This window comes from Nocardia otitidiscaviarum NBRC 14405 (assembly GCF_000308635.1).
Taxonomy (GTDB): Bacteria; Actinomycetota; Actinomycetes; order Mycobacteriales; family Mycobacteriaceae; genus Nocardia; species Nocardia otitidiscaviarum.
Genome location: NZ_BAGD01000264.1, coordinates 1 through 12,058 on the forward strand (window position 1 = coordinate 1; position 12,058 = coordinate 12,058).

At 69.2% G+C, this 12,058-nt stretch carries 11 protein-coding genes; 3 read left to right on the forward strand and 8 right to left on the reverse strand.

The window, feature by feature from the left end:
• The first annotated feature begins 54 nt into the window (after nt 1-54).
• A complete protein-coding gene (locus ON31_RS29715; protein WP_039818421.1) occupies nt 55-261 on the forward strand; it encodes a hypothetical protein in 207 nt (68 codons plus the stop codon).
• A gap of 39 nt (nt 262-300) precedes the next feature.
• On the opposite strand, the gene ON31_RS29720 is transcribed toward ON31_RS29715, so the two are convergent.
• Nucleotides 301-1,125: a helix-turn-helix domain-containing protein gene (locus tag ON31_RS29720; protein ID WP_255222309.1), complete on the reverse strand. Its 825-nt coding sequence runs from the start codon at nt 1,123-1,125 to the stop codon at nt 301-303.
• 106 nt (nt 1,126-1,231) lie between these two features.
• Here ON31_RS29720 and ON31_RS29725 point away from each other — a divergent pair, with 106 nt between their 5' ends.
• Entirely contained in the window at nt 1,232-2,050 is an 819-nt protein-coding gene (locus tag ON31_RS29725; RefSeq protein WP_255222310.1) for an alpha/beta fold hydrolase, read from the forward strand.
• Between the two features lie 64 nt (nt 2,051-2,114).
• Here ON31_RS29725 and ON31_RS29730 read toward each other — a convergent pair whose 3' ends face one another.
• Together ON31_RS29730 and ON31_RS29735 are read right to left on the reverse strand one after the other, a co-directional pair.
• Nucleotides 2,115-3,482, reverse strand: coding sequence for an aspartate aminotransferase family protein (locus tag ON31_RS29730; RefSeq protein WP_039818424.1), 1,368 nt, complete (start codon nt 3,480-3,482; stop codon nt 2,115-2,117).
• 18 nt (nt 3,483-3,500) lie between these two features.
• Entirely contained in the window at nt 3,501-4,991 is a 1,491-nt protein-coding gene (locus ON31_RS29735; protein WP_039818425.1) for a CoA-acylating methylmalonate-semialdehyde dehydrogenase, read from the reverse strand.
• A gap of 158 nt (nt 4,992-5,149) precedes the next feature.
• Between ON31_RS29735 and ON31_RS29740 the strand changes: the two genes are divergently transcribed.
• Entirely contained in the window at nt 5,150-6,748 is a 1,599-nt protein-coding gene (locus tag ON31_RS29740; protein WP_039818433.1) for a PucR family transcriptional regulator, read from the forward strand.
• On the opposite strand, the gene ON31_RS29745 is transcribed toward ON31_RS29740, so the two are convergent.
• The 5 genes from ON31_RS29745 to ON31_RS29765 all read right to left on the reverse strand — a co-directional run.
• Nucleotides 6,695-7,477 carry a potassium channel family protein gene (locus ON31_RS29745; protein WP_039818428.1) on the reverse strand — a complete coding sequence of 261 codons (783 nt, stop codon included), beginning with the start codon at nt 7,475-7,477 and terminating at the stop codon, nt 6,695-6,697. The genes ON31_RS29740 and ON31_RS29745 overlap by 54 nt on opposite strands.
• Before the next feature lie 81 nt (nt 7,478-7,558).
• Entirely contained in the window at nt 7,559-8,926 is a 1,368-nt protein-coding gene (locus tag ON31_RS29750) for a DoxX family protein (protein ID WP_147287094.1), read from the reverse strand.
• A gap of 351 nt (nt 8,927-9,277) precedes the next feature.
• Nucleotides 9,278-10,456 (reverse strand): elongation factor Tu, encoded by a 1,179-nt coding sequence (tuf, locus tag ON31_RS29755; protein ID WP_029929866.1) that lies wholly within the window; start codon nt 10,454-10,456, stop codon nt 9,278-9,280.
• Between the two features lie 309 nt (nt 10,457-10,765).
• Nucleotides 10,766-11,422, reverse strand: a complete 657-nt coding sequence (locus ON31_RS29760; protein ID WP_039818429.1) for a response regulator — start codon at nt 11,420-11,422, stop codon at nt 10,766-10,768.
• Nucleotides 11,419-12,058: sensor histidine kinase (locus ON31_RS29765; protein ID WP_039818431.1), on the reverse strand; the 640-nt coding region annotated here is incomplete at its 5' end. The genes ON31_RS29760 and ON31_RS29765, both read right to left, overlap by 4 nt.

Here is a 12,058-nt window from a genome sequence, read left to right on the forward strand (position 1 = left end):
GCAATGCGATATGTCCTTTTGATCGAACAGTGAGAAGGATGCGAGAATCGCCCGATGGACGACTACACCACCCACAAGCAGCGGGCCGAGGCGCTACTCGAGGAGCTCACCGCCGCAGCGGAAGTCAGCGAACCGGAGCGACGGAACGTGATCGCGCAGGCACAGGCGCACGCCGCCCTCGCGCAGGCGGAGGCCCAACGGGAGACCGCGGAGGCAATACGTGCGATCGGGGTGTTGTCGGCGCAGAGCCGAGCGGTTTGACCGAACCCGGGCCGGCTCGCGTTCGCTCGTCCGTGGGAATCAGATTGTCGGCCAAGCAACTTCGTCGATCGCAAGCCATGGCGCGGTGGCCACGCCGGTGGGGGTCATATCGATGACCGACTTGATTCGACGATGAAGATGGGACTGGTCGGCATAGCCGGCCTCGGCGGCCACATCCGCGGGCGGGCGCCCTGCCGCGAGGAGATGGGCGGCATGATCGAAGCGTACGAGGTCGCACGCTCGCTTCGGCGAAACTCCGATATGTGTCCGGAAACGAGACCATAGGCGCTGGCGCGTCCAGCCGATCTCCATGGCAAGATCCTCGACGCGGAGCAGCCCTCTGGTGCGGATGGTCTGATTCCAGGCGTACGCGATCTCGGGCGCGACGCCGAATCTGCGGGCCGCCCGGTCGCGAAGGAACTCTGCGGCGACTGCGAACCGATCGTCCCATGACGGCGTCGCACGCAGCCGCTCGGCAAGGGCGGTAGCGTAGCTGCCCCACAGTTCCCGAAGCGGAGTCACGGTACCGCCGATGACGTCGGTGTCGCGGAGAATTGCCGCGGCGACAACAGGAGACACCCGGATCTGTAGGACGTCGCCGGCGCCTGCACCGGCGACACGTACAGCACCCGCATCGAGGCCGACGATGGTGTCACCCGTGACCGAGCGCCCGAGCCGATCGTGGACGACCACCTGCTCGCTGAGATCGAACAGGAGCGTAACCATGGGGTACGGGATCATCGTGATGTCGACCGAGGCACCGTAGTTGTATCGGAAACCCGCCATCCGGACTCCCGGAGTCGGTTGTCGGACCGGAACCGTGACATCGACCCGATCCCAATCCAATTGGCCGGCTGCGGTCATGCAGCCAGGTTAGACGGTGTTCCGGATGCTCGGCGAGCGCGCGGACGGCGCCCAGGCGTGACATTCGTCCAATACGGCGCGGCGGCCTGCGACGACGCTGTCGGGTATGACCAAATCGACTCCAGCGCAGGCGCGATGCTCGAGGACGGTGCGCGGGGTGCACGTCGTCATCGATGGGAACTCGGCGGCGCCGCCCGTGCTGCTCATCCACGGCTCGGGCGCAGTCGGTTCCACCTGGGCAGCGGTGGCGCCGATGCTGAGCAGGGAACATCGGGTGATCACGATCGACCTTCCCGGATGCGGCCGGTCCGAGTCGGCCGCGACGTACGCCGTTGCGCAGCAAGCGGATCGGATAGCCGCCGTATTGGACGAACTCGGCGTCCGAAACGTGGATGTCGTCGGTCACTCCAGTGGAGGTTACGTCGGCACAGCCCTCGTAGAGCGTCGTCCCGACCTGGTCGGCAAGCTGATTCTGGTCAGCACCGGGCCGAGCCTTGCAGCCCTGCGCCCCGAACCGGCCATCATTCGGGTGCTCGTCTCGCCGCCGATCGGGCCGCTCATCTGGTCGATCCGTAGCGACTCGATGATCCGCCGCGGACTAGCGGCGACGGCGGCGGCCCGGATCACGGTGCCCGACGAGGTTGTCGCCGACCTGCGAAGGACTTCCTATCGAGCCTTTCGTGCGATTCTCGCCGCCAACGGCGACTACATTTCCACCCGGTCGGTTCCCCAGCGCCTCATCGACGCCGGGAAACCCGTCTTCGTGATCTTCGGAGACTCCGACCCTCGTTGGGACCCGGCGTCGGCGCACCAGTACGCGGCGGTGCCGGGTGCCAAGCTGGAATACCTCCGCGGAGTCGGACATATCGCGATGCTCGAGGACTGCGATGCTCTCGCCCTGAGTCTCGCCCGCGCACTCGAATAGCCAACGCGTTGGCCGGAGCACCAGCCGACCGAAGACCTGATGACAGTGAGCCTTCCGGCAAGAGTCAGTCGAGATGTCCGTCCGCGACCGTCAGCGCCTGATCCAGCAGCCCCAGGCCCTCCTTGGCCTCGGCCTCGGTAATGGTGCACGGCGGCACCACGTGCAGGCGGTTGAAGTTCACGAACAGCAGTAGCCCGGCGGACTTGGCGGCGGCCACCGTGTCGATCATGGCCTGGCTGGTGCCGCCGTAGGGGGCGAGCGGCTCGCGGGTGTTGCGGTCGCGCACCAGCTCCACCGCCCAGAAGACGCCGAGTCCGCGCACCTCGCCGATGCTCGGATGGCGCTCGGCCAGCTCCCGCAGACCCGGCCCGATGACGCGGTCGCCGATATCGGCGGCGTTCTCGACGATCCGCTCCTCGGTCATGGCGTTGATGGTCGCCACCGCGGCCGCCGTCGCCAGCGGGTGCCCCGAATACGTGAGTCCGCCCGGATACGCCCTGTCGTCGAAGGTGGCGGCGATCGAGGGGCTGATGGCGACCCCGCCCAGCGGCACGTATCCGGAGTTCACGCCCTTGGCGAAGGTGATGAGATCGGGCACCACGCCCTCGAAATGCTGGATGGCGAACCACTTTCCGGTGCGCCCGAAGCCCGCCATCACCTCGTCGGCGATGAGGACGATGCCGTGCCGGTCGCACAGTTCGCGCACCCCGGCCACGTATCCCGGTGGGGGAACCATGATTCCGGCCGTACCGGGAACCGGCTCCAGGATGATGGCCGCGATGGTGGCCGGTCCCTCGAACAGGATCGTCTGCTCGAGATGTTCCAGTGCCCGCTGCGACTCCTCCGCCTCGGTGCTCGCGTGGAACTGGCTGCGGTACAGGAACGGTCCGAAGAAGTGGACCACGCCGCTGCTGCCGGTGTCGTTGGGCCACCGGCGCGGGTCGCCGGTGAGATTGACCGCGGTATCGGTGCCGCCGTGGTAGGAGCGGTAGCGGGCGAGCACCTTGGGGCGGCCGGTGTGCAGCCGCGCCATCCGCACCGCGTGCTCCACCGCGTCCGCGCCGCCATTGGTGAAGAAGATGCGGTTCAGCTCACCGGGGGTGCGTTCGGCGATCAGCCGCGCCGCCTCGGAGCGGGCGTCGTTGGCGTGCGGCGGGGCGACGGTGCACAACTTGGCCGCCTGCTCCTGGATGGCGGCGACCACCTTCGGATGCTGGTGTCCGATATTGGTGTTCACCATCTGCGAGGAGAAGTCCAGCAGTCGGTTGCCGTCGCCGTCCCACACGTACGAGCCCTGGGCGGCGGTGATGACCATCGGTTTCAGCGCCGCCTGCGCCGACCAGGAGTGGAAGACGTGCTTGCGGTCCAACTCATAAGCGCGGGCGGCCTGTTCGCGTGCCGCCTCGGGGGTGAGTCCGTTCGGAAGGGTCATGATGGTCCTTACGCGGCGTCAGTGGTTCTGCGGGAAACCGAGATTCAGGCCGCCGTGGCTGGGATCGAGCCAGCGGGTGGTGACGGCCTTGGTGCGGGTGAAGAAGTGCACGCCGTCGATGCCGTGCGCGTGGGAGTCGCCGAACAGCGAGTTCTTCCAGCCGCCGAAGCTGTAGTAGGCCATGGGCACCGGAATGGGGACGTTGATGCCGACCATGCCGACCTCGACCTCGTTGTGGAAGCGCCGGGCCGCGCCGCCGTCATTGGTGAACAGGGCGGTGCCGTTACCGTACGGGTTGGCGTTGAGCAGCGCCATGGCCTCCTCGTAGGACTCGACCCGCAGCACCGACAGCACCGGTCCGAAGATCTCGTCGGTGTAGACGCTCATCTCGGGGGTGACGTGGTCGAGAATGGTGGGGCCGAGCCAGAATCCGTCCGCCGCGCCGTCGGCCTCCACCGTGCGGCCGTCGAGAACCACTGTCGCACCGGCGGATTCCCCGGCCTCCACATAGGACGCCACCCGGTCCCGATGCGCCCGGGTCACCAGCGGCCCCATATCGGCGTCCCGGGTGCCGTCACCGGTGCGAATGGTCTCGGCGCGCTCGGCGATCCGCGCCACCAGGTCGTCGGCCACCGGACCGACCGCCACCAGCGCGCTGATGGCCATGCACCGCTCTCCGGCGGAGCCGAAGCCCGCGTTCACGGCGGCGTCGGCGGCCAGATCCAGATCCGCGTCCGGCAGCACCACCATGTGGTTCTTGGCCCCGCCCAGCGCCTGCACCCGTTTGCCGTTGGCGGTGCCGCGTTCGTACACGTACCGGGCAATGGGCGTGGACCCGACGAAGGACACCGCCTTGACGGCCGGATTGTCCAGCAGTTCGTCCACCGCGACCTTGTCGCCCTGCACCACGTTGAACACGCCGTCGGGCAGTCCGGCCTCCTGCCACAGCGCGGCCAGCCACAGCGAGGCCGACGGATCCTTCTCGCTCGGCTTGAGCACCACGGTGTTCCCGGCCGCGATGGCGAGGGGGAAGAACCACATCGGCACCATGGCGGGGAAGTTGAACGGCGAGATGACGGCGACCGGTCCCAGCGGTTGGCGCACCGAGAAGATGTCGACCTTGGTGGAGGCGTTCTCGGTGTACCCGCCCTTGAGTAGATGCGGTATGCCGCAGGCGAATTCGACTACTTCCAGGCCGCGTGTCACCTCGCCGAGCGCATCGGCGAGCACCTTGCCGTGTTCGGCGGTGATGATGGCGGCCAGTTCCTCCTTGCGCTCGTTGAGCAGTTCGCGGAATCGGAACAGCACCTGGGTGCGTTTGGCGAGGGAGGCGTCGCGCCAGGCGGGGAAGGCCGCGACCGCCGCGTCCACCACCGCCCGCACATCGGCCTGGTCGGCCAGCGCGACCTGTCCGGTCACCGCGCCCGTGGCGGGATTGGTCACCGGCGCGGTCGCCTCGCTGGATCCGGCGAACGGTTTGCCGTCGAGCCAGTGCGCGATGGTCTGCATAGTTCCTCGATTCGGTGAGCCGCGATCCTGAAAGGGGGGTCCGCTCCCGGTCACCGGCATGACGGGACGGACCCTCCGCGTCCTACTCTGCGCTGTCCATCATCATTCGCACCCCGACGATCTGTATGTGTTTTCGGATTTCGTATTACGATTCGTCGGTGCTGCTCTCCGTCGCTGATGTCCTGGCGATGCCGGTGGTGCGCGCCGGGGAACCCGAGGTGGTCGGCGGCGGATCGCTCGACCGGCCGGTGCGCTGGGTGCATGTGAGCGAACTGCCCGAGGTGGCGGAACTACTGGTGGGCCGCGAACTCATCCTCACCACCGGCCAGGCGCTCACCCACGGTGCCGCCGCCACCGTCGACTATCTGAAAGCCTTGGCCGCGGCCGGTGTTTCGGGACTGGTGGTGGAACTGGGCACCTCCGTGCGGGAACTCTCCCCGCTCATCGCCGCCACCGCCGACGAACTGGGCATGCCGGTGATCGCGCTGCGCCGTGTGGTGCGATTCGTGGAGATCACCGAGGCCGTGCACCGGGTGATCGTGGCCGACCAGTACGCCGAGCTGGAGTTCGCGCGCACCGTGCACGAGACCTTCACCGCCCTGAGCGTGCGCCGCGCATCGCTGGCCGAGATCGTGCAGACCGCCGCCACCATGCTGGACGCCTCGGTGGTGCTGGAGGATCTCACCCACCGCGTGCTGGCGCTGACCGCGCGCCATGCCGCCACCTCGGCCATTCTCGAGCACTGGGAGACCACCTCCCGGCTGCTGCCCGACTCCGACCCCACCGTGGTGCCGGTCGGCCCGCACACCCAGCGCTGGGGGCGGCTCATCCTGCGCTCGCATCGGGTGCCGTCCGCTCGCGCGCGCATGGTGCTGGAACGCGCGGCGCAGACGCTCACCCTGCACCGCATGATCGAACGGGATCGGTTCGGTCTGCACCGGCAGGCACAGACCGGACTCATCGACGACATGGTGACCGGGCGGATCAGCGACGAACGCGACGCCCTCGCCCTGGCCGCCTCCCTCGGACTGGCCCGCCGGGCCCGCTATGTGCCGATGGCCATCGATGTCGACGCCGTCACCGAGGCCGATCCGGTGGCGCGCCAGCGCCGCACGGCCGCCATTCTGGACGCCGCCATGCACGGGGTGGCGCTGGGCCGCGCCACCGCGCTGGCCACCCCGGGGCACGGCAATCGCGTACATCTCGTCCTCGCCGTGGGCCGCACCGCCGATCCGGACGCGAGCCTCACCACCGTGTGCACGGCCGTGGCCGCCGAGGTGCGCCGGGTGGCGGGCGTGGACCGGGTGGTCATCGGCGTGGGCGCGGATTCGGAATCCCTGCTCGACACCGCCCGGGAGCTGGCGCAGGCCGCGCATATCGCGGAGGTGGCGCTGTCGCTGGAGACCTCGCGCCCGCGGGCGTTCTATCGCAGCGGCGATGTGCGGCTGCGCGGGCTGCTGTCGCTCATCCGTGCGGAACCGGGCGTGCAGCGCTTCGCCGAAACCGAGCTGAGTGCCCTGCTGCGCCACGACATTCGGCACGACACCGAGCTGGTCCGCACCCTGCGCCTTTTCCTGGATCTGGCGGGCAACAAGACCGAACTGGCCCGGCGGTTGACCATCAGCAGACCCACACTCTACGACCGGCTGGCGCGGATCGAGCGGATTCTCGACGTCGATCTCGACAACGGGGAGACCCGCACCTCACTGCACACCGCGCTGCTCATTCGCGATCTGGCCCCCGGCGACGGTGCGTGATTCGCGCAGCGCGGTGACCTCGGTGCGCAGTGCCCGCAGTTCCTCGACCAGTTTGCCGATCTCGCGGTCGGTGCGGTCGGCGGACTCCTCCACGGTCTTCAGCTTGTCGATGACCCAGCTGGTGGTGGTGCCGATCGCGAAACTGATCAGGCCGATGCCGAAGGTCATGAGCACCAGCGCCACCAACCGGCCCTCGGTGGTGACCGGGTAGAAGTCGCCGTAGCCGACCGTGGTCACCGAGACCATCGACCACCACAGCGCGTCGCCGAAGTTGTGGATGTTCGAGTCCTCCACCCCGTACTCGGCGTCGTAGATGGCCAGACTGCACAGATACAGCATGAGAATCGAACTGGCGCCGATGAACACCGACAGCCGCGCGCGGGTCAGCGTGTGCCGGTGCAGGGTGTCCAGCAGGATCATGGCCGCGCGCAGCAGCCGCAGCGGACGGAACGGCGGCAGCAGCACGAACAGCAGATCCAGCGGATTCTGCTTCACGAACTGCCAGCGGTCTGTGGACAGCCGCAGCCGCACCCCGAAGTCCACCGCGAACACCACCCACACCAGGACGTCGACGGTGGTGAGCCAGAAGTTCAGCCGCGGTGACGACCCGGTGTCGAGTACCTGCCAGGAGTAGACGCCCAGGAATACCGCCGCCAGCACCGTCAGGGGGATGTCGGCGGCGCGCTCCCAGCGCTGGAGGCGGTCGGCGGGCGGGGTGGACGTGGCCATCGGTACAACCTGCGGATTCGAGTACACGGACCAGCCGAGGTTACGAGATGAGCGCCGTCGCGCACGAGCAGACCCCGAAACCTATCGGTAGTAGGGCACGGGGGAGACCCAGTGGAAGCCGCGCGAGACCACCGGGAATCGGTCCAGGTCGAGCAGTTCCAGCTGCATCCGCACCGGACGGCCGCCGAGCTGGCCGGTGAGGATCAGCCGGTCCGGCTCCGGCCGCTGATATCCGAACATGCCGAGCGGCCAGCTGTGCGAGGTGTCCTTGGACAGCGTGATGGTCTGCCGTTCGGTGTCGATGCGGGCCGGGAACGACAGCAGCGAGTCGTCCATGCGCTGTGCGGTCACGCCCTGCGGGATATCGAAGATGATGCGGCGCAAGCGCGCGGTGGGGTCGAGTGCCGAGCCGGTGTCGGGCGCGCCGTCGAAGTCGGTCAGCGCGGGCACGGTCTCGCCCGCCACGGTGTACTCGGTGACATCCCAGATGCCGTACAGGGGTGAGCGGTCGCGGCCGTTTCCGGTGGTGCGCCAGGCGTCGTGGGCTTCGACGGTCGCGGTGAACAGCAGCCAGATGCCGAGCACCGCCTGCGCGCCCACCAGGATGCGCCGTGCCCGCGGGGTCGAGACCAGCGGTTCGGCCGCGCGGACACCGACGGCGTGGCCGAGCAGCGCTCGCACCAGGCGCACCAGTTCGGGCGCGGCGAGGATCAGCGCCCACACCAGCAGCTGACCCGCGAAGAGCTTCACCGGCACGTCGAAGGTGAGATTGAGCAACAGCACCTGCATGGCCACGACGAGCGCCAGCACCGACCCCAGCCCGGCCGTGACCGGCAGTACCAGCAGCAGCGCGGCCGCGACTTCCGCCGCGCCCAAGGCCATTTCGTACGGCTCCGAGGCCGAGGTCTGCGCCCACAGCACCGCCATCGGACTCATCTGCCCGAACGGCTCCACCAGCCGCTCCAGATAGAACGTCATCTGCGAGGGCAGCAGTTTGACCATGCCGTACAGCAGCAGCGCGCTCATCAGCGCCAGGCGCAGCAGCAGCCGGAACCACGCGTACAGCCGCAGGTAGTTGGGCCGGTTCCGGTCCATCAGCGACCACACCGCCGTGGCCAGCAGACTGACCAGCAGCAGCGTGAACTGTGAAATCCATTGCGCCGCGGTGTCGCCGCTGCCGGTCGGCGTGTAATCGACTGTGACGCCGAAGATTCGCGCACCCACCCAATCGGTGAGCGGAGACAGCGCCAGCCATGTCGACAGCTCGAGCACCGCATCCTGCGGCACACCCACCGATCGCACCAGGGTGTGCAAGAGCCAGGTGCCCGCCATGCCGATACCGACGAAGACGAACCCGAACCGAAAGACCATCCGCGTCAACGGATGCCACCGCACGACGGTCTCCGGCTCATCCGTGCGAGTCCCCTCGACCGTCACTTGCGCAACCACGTCGATCCCTCCACCGCTAGCGCGCCCAAATCCTTTGCGGCCGAAACGCTATGGCACCTCGTGACCTCGTCGTATCCACCAAAAGCTGTGCCCCGACCTTCGGTGCCCCCAGAACGCGGGTGGGACCCCGCATCCACCCGAGCCGGGGGTGATCGGGACTCACCCGCGTCGGGGCTCGACGGGACCTGCCCGCGTCGGGGGCGACGACGGCACCCGCCCCGTGCCGGGGCGCGGCGACGCAACCCGTTCGCGCCAGGCGAGCGCCGTCGGGTCGTGGCGACCGCTCGCCCGCGAACGTCCGGCCCGACCGCCGTGGCGGCCGGACCGGACGCGATGCGCGGCGGTGCCGCGCTACCCGTCGACCGTGAGCACCGAGCCCGCGGCCACGGTCCGCCCGCCCTCCCGGACGGCGAAGCCGAGGCCCGGCTCCAGCGGCACCGGCTGGCCCAGCGTCACCGTCACCTCGACGGTGTCGCCGGGCATCGCCATCGTCGCGGTGGCGAGGGCGACGTCGCCGACCACGTCGCCGGTGCGCAGGTAGAACTGCGGCCGGTAGCCGGTGGTGATCGGCGTCCGCCGCCCGCCCTCGGCCGCCGACAGCAGGTGCAGGCGCGCGGTGAAGCGGGTGCGCACCTCGACACTGCCGGTGGCGGCGACGATCTGGCCGCGCCGCACCTGATCGCGCTGGACGCCGCGCAGCAGCAGCGCGACATTGTCGCCCGCCTCCGCGAATTCCATGGTGCGACCGAAGGTTTCCACACCGGTGACCACCGTCTCCAGCTCGCGGCCGTAGCCGAGCACCGCGACGCGGTCGCCCATGCGGACCCGCCCGCGCTCCACCGCACCGGTGACGACGGTGCCGCGGCCGGTGATGGTGAGCACGTTCTCGATCGGCAGCAGGAACGGCGCGTCGGTGTAGCGCACGGGCGTGGGGATGTGGTTGTCCACCGCGTCCAGCAACCGCAGCACCGCCGCCGACCAGTGCGGGTCACCCCGCAGCGCGAGCAGGCCCGAGACCGGCACCACCGGCGTGGCCGCTCCGTCGTAGCCGTGCGCGCTCAGCAGTTCGCGCACCTCGAGGTCGACCAACTCCAGCAGCTCGGGATCCGCGCCGTCGGCCTTGTTCAGCGCGACGACCAGGTGCTCGACCCCGACCTGCCGGGCCAGCAGCACATGCTCGACGGTCTGCGGCATCACGCCGTCCTGCGCGGACAGCACCAGGATCGCGCCGTCGACCTGCGCCGCCCCGGTGATCATGTTCTTCACGAAGTCGGCGTGCCCCGGCATGTCCACGTGCGCGTAGTGCCGGGCGTCGGTCTCGTACTCGACGTGCGCGATATTGATGGTGATACCGCGGTCGACCTCCTCCGGGGCGCGGTCGATGCGCTCGAACGGTACGTAGGAGCCGCCGCCGCGCTCGGCGAGCACTTTGGTGATGGCGGCGGTGAGCGTCGTCTTGCCGTGGTCGACGTGACCCATGGTGCCGATATTGAGGTGCGGCTTGGTGCGGACGAATGCCTGCTTGGCCATGATGAGATCTTTTCTGGGAGTCGTGGATCGGGACCTCGGCGACGAACCACCTTCCCCATCCGAGGTCCCGGGGACATCCCGGGGAAGGTCAGCGTCGAGCGCCGTCGAACGCGGATGCGACCACCAGGGCAGCCGTCATCGCGCCCGCTGCCGCGGGCGAAACGATGATCAGCTGCCGGAACATGCGGACCATGGTGCCGTCCGCACGGCTGTGTCCGCCACCGAATTTCGAAGCGGCCCCGCCTGGCCGCCCCGTTCCGGCCGCGCGACTCGCGGTGCACCTGTGCCCGCCGACTCCGGGTTCGGGCATCAGCGGTCGCGCGGCACCACCAGGCCCGATTCGTAGGCGAGTACCACCAATTGGGCTCGATCCCGGGCCCGCAGTTTGGTCATGGCCCGATTGACATGTGTTTTCGCGGTGAGCGGGCTGATGACCATCTGGTCGGCGATCTCGCCGTTGGACAGCCCCCGGGCGACCAGCGCCACCGCCTCGCGCTCCCGATTGGTGAGGTCGTCCAGGCCGCCGCCCACCGCGAGCGGCAGGCTGACGTAGCGGTCGATCAGGCGACGGGTGATGGACGGGGCCAGCAGGGCGTCACCGCGGGCGGCGACCCGGATGGCGTGCAGAAAGTCCTCCGGCTGAACATCTTTCACCAGGAACCCGGCCGCGCCCGCGCGCAACGCGTGGAATACGTACTCGTCCAGACCGTAATTGGTGAGGATGACGACGTGCACCCCGGCCAGCGCCGGATCCGCGGCAATGCGTCGCGTCGCCTCGATTCCGTCCAGCACCGGCATCTGGATGTCGACCAGCGCGATATCGGGCAGCAGCTCCCGGGCCAGTTCCACGCCCGCGTATCCGTCGGCGGCCTCGCCCACCACTTCGATATCGTCCTCCATATCGAGCAGCGCCCGGAATCCACTGCGAATGAGCGGCTGGTCGTCCACCAGCAGGACGCGGATCACGGCTGTGCCACCGGCAATTCGGCGTGCACGCGGAATCCGCCGTCGGCGCGCGGCGCCGCCCGCAGTCGACCGCCGAGCGCGGTGACCCGCTCGCGCATGCCGAGCAGTCCGACCCCCGGCACCGGCTCGCTGTCCGGCATCGCCCGGCCGTCGTCGTCGACCCGGACCACGAGTGCGTCCGGGCGGTAGTCCAGGCGCACCGAAGCCGTCGCGGCGGAGGCGTGCCGGGTGATGTTGGTCAGCGCCTCCTGCACGATTCGGTAGGCGGTCCGGCCGACTGTGGCGGGTAGGTCCCGGGGGTGTCCGGCCACCGTCAGGCTGGCCTCCAGGCCGGTGCTGCGCGCCCGTTCCAGCAGGTCCGCGATGTGGTCCACGCCGGGCGGCGGAGTCCGGTCGTCGTCGCGCAGCGCCTCCAGGGTCGCCCGTAGCTCGCGGGTCGCCTCCCGCCCGGCCTCCCGGATGGCCAGCAGCGCCTCCGGCACCTCCTCGCCGCGCTTGTGGGCCAGATGCACGGCGACCTCGGCCTGCACCTTGATGACCGAGATCTGGTGGGTGAGTGAATCGTGCAGTTCCCGCGCGATGTGCAGGCGTTCCTCGTCGGCGCGGCGGCGCGCGGTCTCCTCGCGGGTGCGCTCG

Bases quoted from the DNA above. Each gene is read 5' to 3' on its own strand.
- ON31_RS29715 (WP_039818421.1), top strand. From the start codon at position 55: ATGGACGACTACACCACCCACAAGCAGCGGGCCGAGGCGCTACTCGAG.
- ON31_RS29720 (WP_255222309.1), bottom strand. From the start codon at position 1,125: ATGACCGCAGCCGGCCAATTGGATTGGGATCGGGTCGATGTCACGGTT.
- ON31_RS29725 (WP_255222310.1), top strand. From the start codon at position 1,232: ATGACCAAATCGACTCCAGCGCAGGCGCGATGCTCGAGGACGGTGCGC.
- ON31_RS29730 (WP_039818424.1), bottom strand. From the start codon at position 3,482: ATGACCCTTCCGAACGGACTCACCCCCGAGGCGGCACGCGAACAGGCC.
- ON31_RS29735 (WP_039818425.1), bottom strand. From the start codon at position 4,991: ATGCAGACCATCGCGCACTGGCTCGACGGCAAACCGTTCGCCGGATCC.
- ON31_RS29745 (WP_039818428.1), bottom strand. From the start codon at position 7,477: ATGGCCACGTCCACCCCGCCCGCCGACCGCCTCCAGCGCTGGGAGCGC.
- tuf (WP_029929866.1), bottom strand. From the start codon at position 10,456: ATGGCCAAGCAGGCATTCGTCCGCACCAAGCCGCACCTCAATATCGGC.